Raw genomic sequence first — 17,502 nt, 5'->3', positions numbered from 1 at the left:
TATGTTATTACACTAAAATCATTCACTAAATAATATCCATCAACTATGAAAACTAATAAGAAAGTGTTTTTTTTACTACTTGCCACTGTCGCAACATTTGTACTACTAACTTCCTGCGCTTGTAAAATGAATCATAATGGAGCTTCTCTGGAAGAAATAGCAGGAGATTGGCAAGTAACCCATATCAATGGAAACAAATTTTTGGGCGAAGAGCCTATGACTATAAACTTTGATATTAAAGAGATGCGTATAGGAGGAAAAGCAATCTGTAATAGCTATGGTGCTCCTTTTACACTCAAAACATCAGGGACTATAAAAATTAAAGATGTATTTTCTACCCTAGTCGGATGCCCTGGTAATGGATTTGAAACCGAATACTACGCTTTGCTTGAGTCTATTACCTATATTTATGTAAAAGGACAAGAGGCATTTCTTTACAAGGATAAGAATGATAAACAACCTGTTATTGTACTAAAGCGCTAATAACAATTCGGGGATAAACTTTTAGTAACGTTATTGGAATCATCCATATTAGCATCAGAAAAACATTATGTTAAAGTCCAGAAACTTTTTTACTTCACTTGTCTCTATTTTTATACTCTCTTTGGGAACATGGTTGCCTCAAACAGCTACAGCTCAAAATGGCAGTAAACCTTTTTCTATTGAGGAGATTACGAATTGGCATTTTGCGTACAAGCATGCAGGTAGAGGCTTCCGCTCTATGGATGATGGACGTTACTATACAGAGTTGAATTACGAAAGGACAAGGATAACCCAGTCTGAGTTTGCTACCGGCAGGGAGGTAAGGGTTTTGTTCGACCTCGCCCAACAAACGGATGCTCCATAAAGCATATTGATGACTATATCATAGCTCCGGGGGGGAACCACATGTTGCTCATGACCGAGACAGAGCAGATATATCGTCACTCTTCTCGCTCTAAGGTGTACCATTATGATGTTCGTAGAAATCGTTTATCGCCTCTCAGTTCTAAAGAGGGGTTGATTATGATTCCGACCTTCAGTCCAGATGGTCGTATGGTAGCCTTTGTTCGAGATAATAACATCTTTATCCACAAGTTTGACTTCGATAGTGAGATACAGGTTACTACTGATGGTAAAAAGAATGAAATTATATATGGAGCTACCGATTGGGTATATGAAGAGGAGTTGGGCTCCACCAAGTTACTCTCTTGGAGTGCTGACAATAATTATCTTGCCTATGTACGCTTTGATGAGTCGGCAGTAAAAGCCTACGATATGCCTCTCTATGGAAAGCGATTGTATCCCGTAAACTATACCTACAAATATCCTAAGGCTGGTGAAAAAAACTCCGATGTCTCTCTCTTTGTTTATAATATCAATCAAAAGGTAGCTCGCCAAGTAGTTTTACCTGTTGATAAGGAAACTTATCTGCCTCGTATTGAGTTTACACCTATCAAGAATGGGTTAGCAGTTTTCACTCTCAATAGACATCAAAACGACTTCAAACTCTTTATGGTTAACCCTGCTACTCTTGTAGCGCAACAAGCCTTAAGAGACACTGACGAGGCTTACATAAAGACCGAGTGGGTGCGTAGCCTTATTATCTCTCAACAAGGCTTTACCATGGTTAGCGAAAAGGATGGCTATGCGCATATCTATCAGTACTCTCCCATTGGCGAAAAGAAAGCGCAACTTACCAAGGGGGCTTACGATGTTTTGACTCTTTATGGAGCCGACAAGCAAGGCAATATCTACTACCAAGCAGCAGATGTAAAAGCTACACAACGCCGAATTTTGAAGGTTACTCCTTCGGGTAAAATACAGGTTTTAGCAGGTAAGAGCGGAATAAATGATGCTACTTTTAGTAGCGACTTTACCCATTTCCTCAACGTTTTTAGCAACACAGATACCCCCCATCAATACTCTATCCACAGCAGTAAAGATGGCAAACAACTCCGTATGCTTGAAGAAAACCAAGATTTGGCAAAGCGTATCAAAGAGTATCGCTTCGCTCCTAAAGAATTCATTCAGTTAGAAATTGGCGGAGGCATTACTCTCAATGGTTGGATGCAGAAGCCCAAAGACTTTGACCCTAACAAACAGTACCCTCTTCTTATGGTACAGTACAGCGGTCCCGACTCTCAAGAAGTTTTAGATCGTTTCAGTATGGGCTGGGAGTACTACCTCGCCCAAGAGGGATATCTTGTGGCTTGTGTAGATGGTCGAGGTACAGGTTCAAGAGGTAGGGAATGGAGGAAGTGTACCTATATGCAACTGGGCATTCTTGAATCCGATGACCAAATAGCAGCAGCCAAAGCCTTTGGGAAACTACCTTTTGTCGATGCTTCTCGAATTGGTATATGGGGATGGAGCTTTGGAGGTTATATGACACTTCTCACGATGTGTCGAGGTGAAGGCGTTTTCAAAGCAGGTATATCGGTAGCTCCTGTAACCGATTGGCGTTATTATGATACTATCTATACTGAGCGTTATCTACGTACTCCTCAAGAAAACCCTGATGGCTATACCAAGGGAGCTCCTCTGCACATGGCTAAGAACTTAAAAGGGAATCTTCTCATCGTACATGGAGGTGCGGATGACAATGTGCATCTTCAAAACGCCATGGATTTTGTAGAAGTATTGGTACAGCATGATATTCCTTTTGAAATGCTATTTATACCGACAAAGACCATAGTATCTATGGCGGAAACACACGCCAACATCTTTACAAGAAGAAAATAGACTTCTTAAAGAAAAACCTATAATAACCAAACATCTTTTCTACACTATAAGGTATTATGCCCAGTAACTTTGTAAAAAAACCAGAGTGGCTTCGCATCAAAATGGGCGGTAGTGTCACGTATGGTACTACGCGCCAAGTTATAGAAGGTCACTGTCTACACACTATTTGCAGTAGTGGTCGTTGTCCCAACCAAGGAGAGTGTTGGAGTCGAGGTACTGCTACTTTTATGATTGGTGGTAATATCTGCACTCGTAGCTGTCGCTTTTGTAACACCGAGTCAGGACGTCCTCTTCCTTTAGATCCCAACGAACCTCAAGCCGTTGCCGAGAGTGTGAAAACGCTTAAGCTAAAACATGCCGTCATTACCAGTGTAGATAGAGACGATCTCCCTGATGGAGGGGCTGAGCATTGGGTACAAACTATTCTTGCTATCAAGAAGCTGAACCCAGGAGTAACATGCGAAGTTTTAATTCCAGACTTTAGAGGAGATTTAGTTATGGTCGACAAGATTATAGCAGCTCAACCAGAGGTTATATCGCATAATATGGAAACTGTACGTAGACTAACTCCATCTGTTCGCAGTGTAGCGACTTATGATACAAGTCTTGCTGTTTTGCAGCGCATAGCCCTGTCAGGCATCCCTGCTAAAACTGGACTTATGTTAGGCTTGGGAGAAGAAGAAGAAGAGATTATACAACTGATGGACGATGTTCGAGAAAAAGGAGTTAGCATCCTCACGATAGGACAATATCTTAGACCGAGTCGAAAGAACATCCCTGTAGTAGAATATCTTACACCTGAGTATTTCGACTACCTCAAAGAGATAGCTATGAGTAAAGGGTTTACCCATGTAGAAAGTGCTCCTTTGGTACGCTCTTCCTATCATGCTGAGCAGCACATTATCAAGAAGTAAAACCTTCTGTTAAGAGTATCAATAATCGGTACAATATGCTTCGCACTCGAAACATACTGATAGATAGGGGCAACACCTACTGTAAGGTTACTCTTTCGGATGATGGAAAGTTGTCGGAACAAATACTGTTTCGAGAGCTTTCGCAGTCTGATTTGGCTTCTCTATGCGATGTGCCATCCAATGTTTCTCTCAGGGCTCTGTATAGTGCAGTAGGGACTTCTGAAAGTCGAGTTATTGAATTTCTTCGAGAGCGTTGCTCCTTCTTTCTATATCTTGATGAGAAAACCGAAATCCCGCTAAAGGAGATTCGCTATCATCGAAGACAATTAGGAGCAGATCGCATTGCCTTAGCTGTAGGAGCTACGAGATAGCTCCTAAAGGGCATGAGATATTAGTTATAGATATAGGCACAGCTATCACTTACGAACGCATCTCTTCGGCTGGGGTCTACCTCGGAGGAAATATCTCTCCTGGACCTTTAACTAGGAGTATATCGTTACATCAGGCAACAGCTAAACTGCCACAGGTAGAGTTAGCTATCGCCTACAAAGACCTCGGTAACACCACCGAAGAAGCTATCTTAGCAGGCATTATGGATGGAATTCTATTTGAAATCGAAGGATATTGCCGTAAAATAAAAGATCAACATCCATTGTATACAGTATTGCTAACAGGAGGTTATGCCCCCTATTTTGCTGATAAACTAAAAAGTGTGACCTTTGTAGAACCAAACCTTGTAATGAAAGGGTTAGATAAATTATTAGAATACAATGTACAAAAAGCACAGTTTGAGCACTAAGCTCTCGTATATACTCTCTTTTTGGGCGGTGGCGTTGCTTTTCTCGCCTCTTATCAAGGCTCAAAACAATAGTACCGAGTCTCCCTATACAAGATTTGGAATTGGTTCTCTATCGCAATCAGCTTCCAACACTTCTCGTAGCTTAGGTAACACAGGTATTGCTCTTAGTTCCAAAGGACATATTAACCCCAAAAATCCAGCTTCGTATATTGCTGTCGACTCCCAAACGTTCATTATGGACTTCTCTTCGAGCATTGGCTTCTCTTGGTTTGCCGAGAATAATAAGAGCGATAGTCGTCTTTTAGGTAACTTTGAGTATCTCAGCATGCTTTTCCCCGTAACCAAATGGATGGCAGTGAGTGCAGGAGTTATGCCCTACTCTTCTGTAGGATATCGTTTCGGTAGTACTCAACCAATTGGAACTAATGCCAAACAAAAATATTCCGTTGATTATAGTGGGAATGGAACTATCAACGAATTTTATTTAGGTACAGCTTTCGCTCCTTTCAAGGGCTTTTCTATTGGAATAAATGCCTCTTTTCTTCTCGGAGACTCAAGCATATACAAACAGTGAGTTACAACACCTCATCGTCTTATAACACACTTTTCTTCGATGCATTGAGACTTTCTGGATTCAAGGGCTCTGTGGGGATGCAGTACACTATGCCAATCGCAAAGTCTGACAAACTAACATTGGGCATTACTTACACACCTTCGCTTCCTTTGAAAAGCGTAGCTATACATCAAGAAAGTGTATTACAGTCAGGTGTGCCAAAGAATATCATTAGTTCTGACTCTGTTAGTTCTAACAGTGACTATAAAGTACCTATGCAGTTAGGAGCAGGTGTTGCCTATGAGGTCAATCAGAAGTTACTGTTCACTGCAGATTTACAATACAACTTTTGGCAGGGAGCGATTCTCGAAAAAGAAACCTATAAAGTGCAAAATCAATGGCAAGCTGGCATGGGAATAGCCTATACCCCCGATGCTTCGGATCGTTCTTTTTGGAAAAAAATCGAGTATAGAGGAGGTTTTTCTGCTGAAAATTCTTATCTTCAACTACCCACGGGAAAGAGTTTGAGCGGATACTACAAAGGAGGGATATCATTGGGAGTGGGAATCCCTATGGTAGATAGAAGATCTTTCTTGGATTTAACCCTCGATTATGGTCATCTCATGCCTTTGACTAAGGAATGGGTTCACGAGAACTATATCCGTTTTACCGTGGGACTTCGCTTTAACGAAGGCTGGTTCCGTAAGATTAAGTTAGATTAAAAGGACTGCCCTCAAAAGGCAGATGGTTCAAAAAAACAATAAGAAAGGAATAATACTAATGAAACGTATTAAAATGCTTTTTTCCGCCACATTGTTGGCTTATTCATTAATGGGATATGCTCAAACAGGAGTAGAAACAAATACTCCTTTTGGTACAGGACAAGACAGTATCAAATGCCGAGAGAACATAAGCCTTTTCACCTCTTACGCCAAAGAAGGCAACTTCAAAGAGGCTCGCTCTTACTGGCAGTCGGCTTACAAGGAATGTCCTGCTTCTACCAAGAATATCTATATCTATGGTGTACGGATTCTTAATTGGGAACTACAAAATACAACAGATGCTACCCAAAAAGAGCAGTTACTTAAAGAGCTCTTAGAGGTTTACGATACTCGTGCCAAGTACTTTGGTAATGATCCCAAGTATGGAATAGATTGGATTACCTCAAGTAAGATTACGGATTATCTCAATTGGGTAGACAAGAACAAGGTAGATTATAACATGATTTACTCTTGGACTAAGCCTATTGTAGAACAAATGGGGGAAAGTGCAGACCCTAAAGCTGTTTACTTCAATGTCTTCTCTTCTTTGAACAAAGCTATTGGCAACGAGTCTTGGCACCAGCAGTATATCAAAGATTATATGGCGGGCAATGATCTCATGGAAAAAGCTGTAGAGAGAGCAGAACAAGGAGGAGACACTGTACAATTAGAGTACCTTAGAAGCCTTAAGGGGCAGCTTGATGCTCTTTTCGCTCAGAGCGGATTGGCAGACTGTAAGACTCTGGTAAAGATTTATGGTAAAGATTTGGAGGCTAACAAGGATAATATCTCTTTCTTGCAAGCAATGTTAGATATGTTCCGTAGCGCCGATTGTGAAAAAGACCCTATCTATTTCCAAGCTAGTAAATATCTTTTCGCTATCAAGCCTACAGCTGCCGCAGCATTAGGATTGGCCAAAGAGGCAATGAATAGTAACCGTAATACCGAAGCGATGAATTACCTTGAGCAAGCTATCTCTTTGACCTCCGACAAAAACATTAAGGCAAGTTGCTATTACACCATGGCTGTTATGCAAATGAATACACGCAATTACTCTCAAGCACGTCAGTTCTGTAACAAGGCTATGGCAGAAAACCCATCTATGGGTAGTCCTCTCATTTTGATAGCCAAAATGTATGCAGCCTCTGCATCAAGCATTTTCCCAGGAGATGCTATTAGACAGCGTTGCGTGTACTACTTAGTTATCGACAAGTTGGAAAAAGCTCGCTCCATAGATCCTAAGGTAGCAACTGAAGCTTCACAGCTTATCGCTTCTTATCGTCGCTCACTCCCCTCCTCTACAGACGTATTTATGCACCCAGAGTTAGAGTCAGGCAAGAGCTTCTATGTAGGAGGTTGGATTGGCGAAAGCACCGTAATTCGTTAAACAAAAACATTTTGTAGAGGTTATTACAGGCATTAGTCAATACCTCTGTTATAGATGAGAAGAACGAATATATTTTTCTCTTTGGCTAAAGTATCTATCCATCAATGGTTAGGTACTTTAGCTATTTTTTTATTGCTATCATCTATGAGTTGTGGCAATAAGAAGGCGACTACATCGGAACATGGATTTTCGGTAGATTCTGCCTATAGTATGCTTACAAAAGATGTCGATGTACTCGTTTCAGACTCTGGAGAAACTCGCTATCGACTCAAGGCTAAAGAGTGTACATCTATAGTAAAGCTCCTCGTCCGTACTGGTACTTCCCATCGGGGTTTATATCCGAAAAAATAGATAGCAATAGAAATTTTTTGGCTCAAATACAAGCGGACACCGCCTACTATTATACAGAGGAAGAAGTTTGGAATCTCATCGGCAACATCTCTGTCATAAATTTGGATGGGGACCAATTCTTTGCCCGAACCCTCAACTGGAAAAAGGGAGATAACATTATATATTCCGATGATACTGTAACGATTATCACAAAAGACAAAGTACTCAAAGGGAGTCATTTTTCTGCCAATCAAGACTTCTCTAAATACACCTTCTACCACAGTAGAGGAAGTATGAAACTAAAGGAAGAGGAGGAAAGTTCCGAATAAGTTGCTTACTTTTGAAAATAAGTTAATAGAACCGTGGTGTCCGACAACATATATATTCTAATCTACATCATTATCCTGCTTATCCTTTCTGCCTTCTTTTCGGGAATGGAGATAGCCTATCTGACGAGCGACAAACTCCGTATCGAGTTGGATAGAAATAGAGGTGGATTGACGGGGCGTATGCTCACTATCCTATTTCGCAATCCGAACAACTACATAACTACGATACTTGTGGGTAATAACATTGTTCTCGTTATGTATGGGCTGTTTATGTCTCAGGTTTTAGATCCGATATTGCAACGATTTATTACTTCAGATGGGATTCTTCTTTTAGTAAACTCCATTCTTTCTACCCTTATTATTATTGTTTTTGGCGAATACTTACCCAAATCTCAATTCAAAAAAGACCCTAATGGGGTTATGCGCCACCTCGCCTTGCCAATAGTGTTTAGCTATTTTTTGCTGTATCCTATAAGCATCCTATGTACCAAGCTATCGCAAGGCATCCTCTATCTTATGGGTAAAAGGAACCAGTCTATCCCTCACGCACAACTTACAACAATCGACTTGGATCACTATTTGAGCGAAAGTTTCTCCTCCGATGGTTCTTTCGGTTCTTTGGATACAGAGGTCAAAATCATTCAAAACGCTATTGACTTCTCAGATGTACGTGCCCGAGACTGCATGATACCTCGTAATGAAATTGTGGCTTGCTCTTTGGAAACCAGTCTCGAAGAATTAACCAATATCTTTATAAGCACAGGGCTTTCTAAGGTAATCGTCTATAAAGAAAGCATAGACGATGTAGTGGGCTATATACACTGTTCGGAAATATTTAAGGGCAAAGATTGGCAGGAGAGAATGCAGTCCGCTATTTATGTACCGATAGTACCTATGGGCATAAACTGATGAAGCAACTTATGCAGCGCAAAAAGTCTATTGCCATCGTTATAGATGAAATGGGAGGCACATCGGGTATCATTACCTTAGAAGATTTGGTAGAAGAGATATTCGGAGATATAGAAGATGAACACGACAGAAAAAAGCTCGTAGAACGAAAGATCGACGACAACACCTATATCATAAGCGGACGTAGCGAAATAGACGAACTCAATGAAAGATTTGAGTTGGGGCTTCCCGAGAGTGACGAGTACAATACTTTGGCAGGACTCATTCTTCACTATAATCGAGACATCCCTAACACTAAAGAAGTCGTTGTAGTAGACAATTTCTCTTTCAAGATACTTCGTTGTACTTCTACTCGTATAGAACTAATTAAACTCTCTATTTTAGAGAAGGATAAGTAACCTTATAAAATAGAGAGGGTGCCTCGAAATTCTTTCTATAAATATCTTTTCAGATGTTTCTGTTCTTCACCGAAGTAACCACGCTCGCTAACCATTAACCCTTTTCTTGAAAACCATTATACCTTTCATCGAAAACCATTATACCTTTTAACTGTTTACTATATGGGTTACAGGACAACGACTCTATCGTTTTTGAAGTTGTTGCCCTCCCCTTTTTTCTTAGCACTTATCAAAGCAATAAAGGGCTATAAAAGAGTAGATAAAACGACAATAAAGTATTATCTTTGCTTATAGAGTCTTTCTGAAAACAGCATCGAAAAGCGAATGGAATAGACCATAAATAGTATGAATCAAAACCAAAGGGGGTTCTAAAAAGCCCTATTGTTTGTTTTATAAAGACAAAAGAGAATAACAACTAAAGTCAAAATAGCAATTATGACACTACAAAATGAGTTCAAACACTTTGCCTCTGGAAAGTTAGGCTTAAGTAAGAGTGTAGTAGATCAATATATAACTTCTTGCGGAGGAGGTGGTGGATACATTTCTCCTACAATCATTGAAGAACGCCAGCTCAACGTAGCCCAAATGGATGTATTCTCTCGCCTAATGATGGACCGTATCATCTTCTTGGGTACAGAGATAAATGACTATACAGCCAACGTTATCCAAGCGCAACTACTTTTCTTGGATAGCACAGACCCAGGCAAGGATATTTCTATCTATATAAACTCTCCTGGGGGATCAGTATATGCAGGTTTCGGTATTTACGACACGATGCAATATATCGGATGTGATGTCTCTACCATTTGTACAGGTATGGCAGCTTCTATGGCAGCGTGTTGCTCGTAGCTGGGAGCAAAGGCAAGCGTTATGCTCTACCCCACTCTCGTGTGATGATACATCAGCCCTTAGGTGGAATGCAGGGACAAGCAAGTGATATTGAGATTGCTACCCGACAGATATTGAAGGTTAAAGAAGAACTCTACAAGATTATATCAGACCACTCGGGAAAAACTATTGAGCAAATTGCAAAGGATAGCGACCGTGACAAATGGATGACCGCTACCGAAGCTCTTGAATATGGCATGATAGATCAAGTGTTAACTCCTAAGAAAAAAGAGGCTTAAACAAGCTATCGTTCAACAAACATGGCAAAATCAAAGAAAACAGGTTCACACTGTAGTTTTTGTGGTCGAAGCGAAGAGGAGGTACCCATACTCGTCAAGGGAGACGAGCCTACTGCCATCTGCTCCGACTGTGTGCTACAAATAGGCAAAGCAATACGCCAAGCCTTAGGACCTGAAATGTTACAAACAACGGAAGAGCACCCTGCTCTTGCTAAATTAGATTTCAGTCAGCTACCTCGCCCTCAAAACATAAAGTCCTTTTTAGACCAATATGTGGTGGGACAAGAAGATGCTAAAAAGTATCTTTCTGTTGCTGTTTACAATCACTATAAACGCATTCTACAGCCTCCTCAAGAAGATGATATAGAAGTAGAAAAGAGTAACATCATTATGGTAGGACCTACGGGTACAGGAAAAACGCTTTTAGCCCAAACCATTGCCCGTATGTTAGATGTGCCTTTTGCTATTGCAGATGCAACGGTACTCACTGAAGCTGGATATGTAGGAGAAGATATTGAGAGCATTCTTACCCGCCTACTTCAAGCCTGTAACTATGACGAGAAAGCGGCCGAGAAAGGCATCGTTTTCATTGATGAAATAGATAAAATTGCTCGTAAAAGTGATAATCCTTCTATTACGAGAGATGTGAGTGGCGAAGGGGTACAACAAGGATTACTGAAGCTCCTCGAAGGCTCCATTATCAACGTTCCCCCAGCAGGAGGGCGCAAGCATCCTGACCAAAAATTTATTCAGGTCAATACTCGTCATATCCTCTTTATATGTGCAGGGGCTTTTGATGGCATAGAACGAAAAATAGCCAATCGTCTCAACACACGCTATGTGGGATTTCAAAATGATGGCGAACGTACCCAAATTGACACAAAGAATCTTTTACAGTACGTTTCTCATCAAGACTTACGTTCTTACGGATTAATCCCTGAGATTTTAGGACGACTTCCTATACTCACTTATTTAGATCCCTTGGAGCGTTCTACCCTTAAACGTATCCTTACCGAGCCTAAGAACTCTATTATTTGTCAGTACACCAAGTTATTTGCGATGGACGGCATCAAGCTCTCATTCGAAGATGAAGCTTTGGAGTATATCGTAGACAAGACTATCAAAGAGGAGTTGGGTGCTCGTGGACTACGCTCCGTAGTAGAAACCATTATGATGGAAGCTATGTACTCTCTACCAGGTGGAAATGTCAAGGAGTTGGTCATCACTCGAGACTATGCCGAAAAACATAGTACTGTTTTACACATTCGTAATTAAGACTTTATATTCATCCTACCCCGAGAAGAATCATGAATCAAGAGTTGCTTACTCAGTTAAAAGATCATTTTGGCTTTGATACTTTTAAAAGCAATCAACAAGCCATAATTACCAACTTACTGGAGGGTAAGGACTCTTTTGTCTTGATGCCCACAGGTGGAGGGAAAAGTCTTTGCTACCAACTCCCTGCACTCATATCATCAGGGACAGCTATTATCATCTCTCCTCTGATAGCTCTGATGAAAAATCAAGTCGATGCTATACGAAGCTATTGTAAAAATGATAGTATTGCACACTTCCTCAACTCATCACTTTCTAAGGCTCAGTTAGAGGCTGTGCGCAGAGATATTAGCCGAGGAACTACTAAGTTACTCTACGTTGCGCCAGAGAGTTTGCACAAAGAGGAGAATACTACTTTCCTACAAAGCATCCCCATATCATTCTACGCTATTGATGAGGCTCACTGTATTTCAGAGTGGGGGCATGACTTCCGTCCCGAATACCGAAAAATACGCCCTATTATAGAAGTAATTGGCAAACGCCCTATTATAGCTCTCACAGCCACGGCAACCCCCAAAGTAGAGCATGATATTATCAAAACTCTCAATATACACGGGGCTACAATATTTAGGTCTTCCTTTAATAGACCGAATCTTTTTTATCAGATAAGCCCTAAAACAGAGAACATTGATAGGGACATCATAAAATTTATTCTATCAAATCCCGAAAAAAGTGGTATTGTCTATTGCATGAGCCGAAATAAAGTAACTACTTTTGCCGAGCTTCTTCAGACCAATGGGATTAAAGCCCTTCCGTACCATGCGGGTATGGATGCTCGAGAAAGGGCGGTCAATCAGGATGCTTTCCTGAGCGAAGAGTGTAAAGTAATTGTAGCTACTATAGCCTTTGGTATGGGCATTGATAAACCCGATGTACGCTATGTAATACACTATGATATGCCCAAGAGTCTCGAAGGGTATTACCAAGAGACAGGGCGTGCAGGACGAGATGGAGGTGAGGGGCTTTGCATAGCTTACTATTGTACCAAAGATATGCAGCGACTTGAGAAGTTTATGCAAAATAAACCTGTATCGGAGCAAGAAATAGGTAAGCAACTTCTCTCTGAAACCTCTACATTTGCAGAGTCTGCAGTGTGTCGTAGACGATTGCTACTACACTACTTCGGAGAAGAGTATGATAAAGATAATTGTGGAAATTGCGATAATTGTACAATGCCAAAAAAGAAAATTGAAGCAACCGAATTATTACAAAGTGCCTTAGAGGTTATACTCGCTCTAAAGGAGAAATGTAAGGGAGATCATGTAATCAACGTCCTAAGAGGTGTTACCACTGCCGATGTTGAAATGTTTGGGCACGACCAATTAGAGTGTTTTGGGCAAGGTGAGGAAACCGATGCCGAAACATGGGAGAATATCATCAACCAAGCTCTTATAGGTGGGTTTATAGAGAAAGGAGTCGAAAATTATGGCTTACTCGGAGTTACCGCCAAGGGAAAGAAGTTTATCAAAAAACCTACAAAGTTTGAGATAGTAATAGACTCAGACGAAGAAGAAGAGCTTGTGGCAAAAGAGGACGCTTCTGGCGAAGCAGCAGACCCAGAGCTTTTCTCTATGATGAAAGACCTTCGTAAAAATGTAGCCGCTCAGCACAAAGTACCCACCTATGTGGTCTTTCAAGATGCTACACTCAAGGCAATGGCTACGCTATATCCTATCACCGAAGAGGAATTGCAAAACATTCCCGGAGTAAGTGCAGGCAAAGCAAGCCGTTATGGAGAGGAGTTTTTGCGTCTCATCAGACAGCACGTAGAGGATAATGAGATAGAGCGTCCTATGGACTTTAGAGTGCGTACTGTGGCTAATAAGTCCAAGGTAAAAATCTCTATTATTCAGCAGTTAGATAGACGTATTCCTTTGGAAGAGATTGGATTTTCTAACAATCTTGATATTGAGGAGCTTTTGACCGAAATAGAACAGATTGTTTACTCTGGCACTCGCATAAACATTGATTATATCATCTACGAGCTTATGAGCGATGATGATGTCAAAGAGGTATATGACTTCCTCAAAAGTTCAGAATCCGATCAAATTGATGCCGTAGCCGATGAATTCGGAGATGTATATTCTTTAGAAGAACTAAGGCTCATCCGCATCAAATTTATCTCCGAGCAGGCTAACTAAACAACTCGAAAAAAGTAACAAACATTCGTACCCTATTATGAGTAACAGCTACAAAAAAGTGATAAGTATTGCAATGGGTGGCCTACTTACCATAGCTTCTTGCTTTAGCCTACAAGCTCAAAGCAATATCGTTGATGAAGTAGTATGGATGGTGGGCGATGAACCCATTTTGCACTCCGATGTAGAGTATCAGAAGATGCGTATGTTATCTGAGGGTATGCGAGTGCAAGATGATCTCGATTGTCTTATTTCCGAGCAGTTGGCAGTACAGATGCTTTTTCTCAATCAAGCGAAGATTGATAGCATAACGGTAGATGAGTCTTCTGTTACTCGCTTTGTAGAGTCGGATATACAAGGGATGATTGGGCAGATAGGCTCTAAAGAAAAGCTCGAGGAGTATTTCGGGAAAAACTTGGCACAGATACGAGAGGATAGAAAACGTATGGTGCGGAACAACGAGATTGTACGCTCTATGCAACAAAAGATAGCCTCCAATCTGACAGTTTCTCCCTCCGAGATAAGGAGTTACTTTAACTCTCTTCCTGCCGATTCTATTCCTTTTGTTCCCACACAGGTAGAGGTACAAAAAATAGCACGAATGCCGAATGTTTCCCTCTCAGAAATAGACCGTATCAAGGAGCGCTTAAGAGCCTTTAGTGCCGATATCAGCAGTGGGAAAAGTACCTTTTCCTCATTAGCAAGGCTCTATTCTCAAGACAATAGAACAGCGACACAAGGTGGAGAATATGGTTTTGTTCCCAAGACCAGTCTTGAAACGGAGTTTGCAAGAGTAGTATTCGAACTAAATGACCCTAATAGGGTTTCTCAAGTTATCAAAACAGAAGAAGGATATCACATTGTACAACTCATTGAGAAAAGAGGCGACTTAATTAACTTCCGTCATATTCTCCTACGTCCTGAAGTAGCTAATGAAGCACTCGAAAGAGAGGTTATGAAACTTGATAGCATAGGTTCTTTGATAACTAAGTCCGAAATCTCTTTCGAGAAGGCTGTGGATGAATATTCACAAGATGAGAAGACAATCAACAATAATGGTCTTCTCATAAACGAAAACTATCAGAGTACCCTTGCAGGAAGTTCTCTCTTCTCTATGGAAGACTTACCTCAAGATATCAGTAGGCAGATAGCTAATTTGCGTGTAGGTGAAATCTCTCGCCCCTTTATAATGATTAATGATAAAGGGAATAAGGAGGTTGTACTCGTTAAGCTCAAAAATCGCGACGAAGCACACAGAGCTAATTTGCAAATGGACTTTCAAGCTATCAAGGCCATGGCATTGGAAAGCAAAAGAAATAAAGTGCTTGACGAGTGGGTGAAAACTCAACAGAAAAAAACTTTCGTTGAAGTAAACGAAAAATATCGTAATTGTACTTTCAAATATCCAGGATGGGTACATGAGAATAAATAAGAAGATGAAAAATGTGTCTCTCTCAACAGAGATGAATACCCTCTTGAGTACAACAAACAAAGGCATATTATTATAAGTAAGGTTCTTATCCGACAAGATCCAAAGTCCAAATTTGCCCATGGGGAAAAATAAATCGTCATCTTCGTCTGCTACCCTCCCCACAGCTTTTCACAGAGGTGTCATCTTTCTGTGCCTATCGTTGATTTTTTTTTCACTTCTCTTAGCATCTACTCCTCCCCCTATTCAAAAGCAGCAAGAGGAGCATCGCATTGCTCTTGACTATTCCGATGTCTTGGAATATGATGCTGCGAATGCCCCCGGGATTCAGAAACTGCTTGGCAATGTCCAGCTGAGCCATCAAAGCTGGATTATGAAGTGCGACAGTGCCTATTTGAAAGAAGAAGAAAATCAATTTGAAGCATTCGGAACAATTAGGATAACAGAGGGAGATACGATTTCTATTACAGCAAAGTATCTTTTCTATGATGGGAATACCAAAATAGCCCAGCTTCGGAATACCGTCGAATTAAGAAATTCGACAGCAGTACTATATACAGATAGTCTCGACTACGATCGAAATCTTAATGTTGGTTACTATTTTGATACGGGAACTATAGTAGACTCTCTCAATACTCTCACTTCTATCTACGGAGAATATACACCTCGACTCAATGAAGCCATATTTAGAAATATGGTAGAGCTAACGCATCCCGACTTTACTCTCAATACAGATTATCTTCGATATAATACTAATTCTAAAATTGCCTACTTTCAAGGGCCTACTACTATACAGTCTGACTCAGGACACATAGAAAGTACTCGAGGAGTTTACGATACAGATAAAGATGTTGGTATTCTTTTAGATCGCTCCGTTGTATATCAAAAAAGAGGAACTATAACAGGAGATTCTCTTCTTTACGACCGAAAGGAAAAGTTTGCAGAGTCTTTTGGTAATATGGTTTTGACTGATACTATAAACAAAGCGATTCTACAAGGGGAGTATGGCTATTATGATGAAAAGAAAGAGTATGCTTTTACCACTCAACGAGCATCTCTAACCGACTACTCTCGCCCCGACACACTCTATATGGGGGCAGATACGTTGGAAAGCATCCAAGTAAAGAGAGGGAAAGAGGATATTCGACTCAGTAGAGCTTACCATAATGTACGCCTTTTCCGAAGAGATATTCAAGCTGTGGCAGACTCGGCACGCTATTTCACGCTCGACTCTACATTAACTTTATATAAAACACCCATACTCTGGCAAGAGCAAACACAAGTAGAAGGAGATACGATAAAAATATATTTCATCGCCGACTCTTTGGATAGAAGTTTGGCCTCTCCCAATGCGAAAGTGATGCGAGAGATAGAAAAGGATAAATACGAGCAACTAAAGGGGGATTCTCTTCTAACCTTTTTTGCTGATAGCACCGTTCGAGAGGTGCAAGTACATGGTAACGCAGAAATGATCTACTATGCCCAGCAAGAAGCTCTTAAGCGTTATTACGCACTTGGACATATCAAAGCACCCCAAATTATCTCCTACATAGATCAAGACACACTTCGAAAGACTATCTGGAATGGTGCTGTAGAGGGGAAAATATATCCTATCGAACAGGTTACTCCCGATATTGCTCTTCTCTCAGGCTTGTCATGGAAATCTTCTCTGCGCCCTCAATCTTCTGAAGATATTTTCCAAATAGAGAGAGATTCTTTGGGTACTCCTATCCCCTACACTCCTAAAAGTTTAAGTGATTTAAGTCGTTTCAGCGGGGCACATGCAGCGAAGAATGCCTATGAAATGTTGGAAAATCAAATTGCTTTGTACACTACAATCCCCAATGATTCTATCTCTTCTCTCTCTTCCTCACCTGGGGAGAAAGAACCTCTTCCCTCTACTCTTCCTATTTATGTTCGTAGACTCGAAGAGCAAAACCAGCCTTGGCAAGCACCCTCTTACGAACAGTTACTAAAAAATAATCCTTTATCAAAACTATGGGACTCTTTTTCTTCTACGGCAATCGAAAACCGAGACAATTTCAGCACACTCCCATCTACTGGAATCCCTCTAAGGAGGCACGAAAAAAGCGTATCGAAGCCATCCGACGGGAAATGATTCGAAACGGAGAGCTCCCCCCCGATGAGGAAGAGACAGATGTTACAGAAATGGATGAGGAGGATACCTCTTCTCGTAAAGAGCGATTTGCAGAAGAAATCCACGATGCGCTAACCCAAAATATGACCCACCTCTCACGACAAGAGGAAAAAGGTATATCGGGACTGAATCGTTGGAATGAAGTTTTGAAAATACTCGTCGTACTCCTCCTCTTGGGAGTTCTCATTTGGTATCTATTTTATCGATAAGT

The 17,502-nt window shown here is 40.8% G+C and carries 16 protein-coding genes and 2 pseudogenes; all 18 read left to right on the top strand.

All coding sequences use genetic code 11. From position 1 onward, the window contains the following. Positions 1 to 45 precede the first annotated feature (45 nt). The 18 genes and pseudogenes from JCM15907_RS04875 to JCM15907_RS04805 all read left to right on the top strand — a co-directional run bounded on the left by JCM15907_RS04875 (position 46) and on the right by JCM15907_RS04805 (position 17,500). Positions 46 to 483: an META domain-containing protein gene (locus tag JCM15907_RS04875; protein ID WP_025842936.1), complete on the top strand. Its 438-nt coding sequence runs from the start codon at positions 46 to 48 to the stop codon at positions 481 to 483. A 67-nt stretch (positions 484 to 550) separates the two neighbouring features. Further along, the gene (locus JCM15907_RS13845; RefSeq protein ID WP_306305477.1) at positions 551 to 847 is read left to right on the top strand and encodes a hypothetical protein; all 297 of its coding nucleotides are present in this window, start codon (positions 551 to 553) and stop codon (positions 845 to 847) included. 50 nt (positions 848 to 897) lie between these two features. Further along, positions 898 to 2,724: a S9 family peptidase gene (locus JCM15907_RS10830; protein WP_306305476.1), complete on the top strand. Its 1,827-nt coding sequence runs from the start codon at positions 898 to 900 to the stop codon at positions 2,722 to 2,724. A 56-nt stretch (positions 2,725 to 2,780) separates the two neighbouring features. Continuing rightward, entirely contained in the window at positions 2,781 to 3,638 is an 858-nt protein-coding gene (gene lipA / locus JCM15907_RS04865) for a lipoyl synthase (RefSeq protein WP_025842935.1), read from the top strand. 35 nt (positions 3,639 to 3,673) lie between these two features. Further along, a complete protein-coding gene (locus JCM15907_RS13660; RefSeq protein WP_025842934.1) occupies positions 3,674 to 4,009 on the top strand; it encodes a type III pantothenate kinase in 336 nt (111 codons plus the stop codon). After that, on the top strand, positions 3,964 to 4,437 hold the full coding sequence (locus JCM15907_RS13655) for a type III pantothenate kinase (RefSeq protein WP_081773801.1): 474 nt from the start codon (positions 3,964 to 3,966) through the stop codon (positions 4,435 to 4,437). Before JCM15907_RS13660 ends, JCM15907_RS13655 begins: the two co-directional genes overlap by 46 nt. Continuing rightward, entirely contained in the window at positions 4,409 to 5,011 is a 603-nt protein-coding gene (locus tag JCM15907_RS12230; protein WP_051522389.1) for a BamG-related protein, read from the top strand. Before JCM15907_RS13655 ends, JCM15907_RS12230 begins: the two co-directional genes overlap by 29 nt. Beyond that, on the top strand, positions 5,008 to 5,712 hold the full coding sequence (locus JCM15907_RS12225; RefSeq protein WP_051522388.1) for a BamG-related protein: 705 nt from the start codon (positions 5,008 to 5,010) through the stop codon (positions 5,710 to 5,712). Before JCM15907_RS12230 ends, JCM15907_RS12225 begins: the two co-directional genes overlap by 4 nt. Positions 5,713 to 5,770: 58 nt before the next feature. Next, complete coding sequence (locus JCM15907_RS04845) at positions 5,771 to 7,138, top strand: tetratricopeptide repeat protein (protein ID WP_025842932.1); 1,368 nt, start codon at positions 5,771 to 5,773, stop codon at positions 7,136 to 7,138. Between the two features lie 54 nt (positions 7,139 to 7,192). Continuing rightward, on the top strand, positions 7,193 to 7,489 hold the full coding sequence (locus JCM15907_RS12995; protein WP_051522387.1) for a hypothetical protein: 297 nt from the start codon (positions 7,193 to 7,195) through the stop codon (positions 7,487 to 7,489). A gap of 17 nt (positions 7,490 to 7,506) precedes the next feature. Continuing rightward, a complete protein-coding gene (lptC, locus tag JCM15907_RS12215; RefSeq protein WP_051522386.1) occupies positions 7,507 to 7,797 on the top strand; it encodes an LPS export ABC transporter periplasmic protein LptC in 291 nt (96 codons plus the stop codon). 48 nt (positions 7,798 to 7,845) lie between these two features. Then, a pseudogene (locus JCM15907_RS10810) lies at positions 7,846 to 9,104 on the top strand (hemolysin family protein). A gap of 435 nt (positions 9,105 to 9,539) precedes the next feature. Next, positions 9,540 to 10,231, top strand: a pseudogene (gene clpP / locus JCM15907_RS10805) (ATP-dependent Clp endopeptidase proteolytic subunit ClpP). 21 nt (positions 10,232 to 10,252) lie between these two features. Beyond that, positions 10,253 to 11,506: an ATP-dependent Clp protease ATP-binding subunit ClpX gene (clpX, locus tag JCM15907_RS04825; protein WP_025842931.1), complete on the top strand. Its 1,254-nt coding sequence runs from the start codon at positions 10,253 to 10,255 to the stop codon at positions 11,504 to 11,506. A 32-nt stretch (positions 11,507 to 11,538) separates the two neighbouring features. Then, positions 11,539 to 13,707, top strand: a complete 2,169-nt coding sequence (gene recQ, locus JCM15907_RS04820; RefSeq protein ID WP_025842930.1) for a DNA helicase RecQ — start codon at positions 11,539 to 11,541, stop codon at positions 13,705 to 13,707. 37 nt (positions 13,708 to 13,744) lie between these two features. Further along, positions 13,745 to 15,136, top strand: coding sequence for a peptidylprolyl isomerase (locus JCM15907_RS04815; RefSeq protein ID WP_081773799.1), 1,392 nt, complete (start codon positions 13,745 to 13,747; stop codon positions 15,134 to 15,136). A 118-nt stretch (positions 15,137 to 15,254) separates the two neighbouring features. Continuing rightward, positions 15,255 to 17,252 carry an OstA-like protein gene (locus JCM15907_RS10800; protein WP_081773798.1) on the top strand — a complete coding sequence of 666 codons (1,998 nt, stop codon included), beginning with the start codon at positions 15,255 to 15,257 and terminating at the stop codon, positions 17,250 to 17,252. Further along, entirely contained in the window at positions 17,249 to 17,500 is a 252-nt protein-coding gene (locus tag JCM15907_RS04805) for a hypothetical protein (RefSeq protein WP_025842927.1), read from the top strand. Before JCM15907_RS10800 ends, JCM15907_RS04805 begins: the two co-directional genes overlap by 4 nt. Positions 17,501 to 17,502 lie beyond the last annotated feature (2 nt).

Origin of the sequence: Porphyromonas gingivicanis JCM 15907, from assembly GCF_000614585.1 — a bacterium.
Taxonomy (GTDB): Bacteria; Bacteroidota; Bacteroidia; order Bacteroidales; family Porphyromonadaceae; genus Porphyromonas; species Porphyromonas gingivicanis.
The sequence above is the reverse complement of the archived record's forward strand: the minus strand, read 5'-3'. Positions and strand labels throughout refer to the sequence as shown.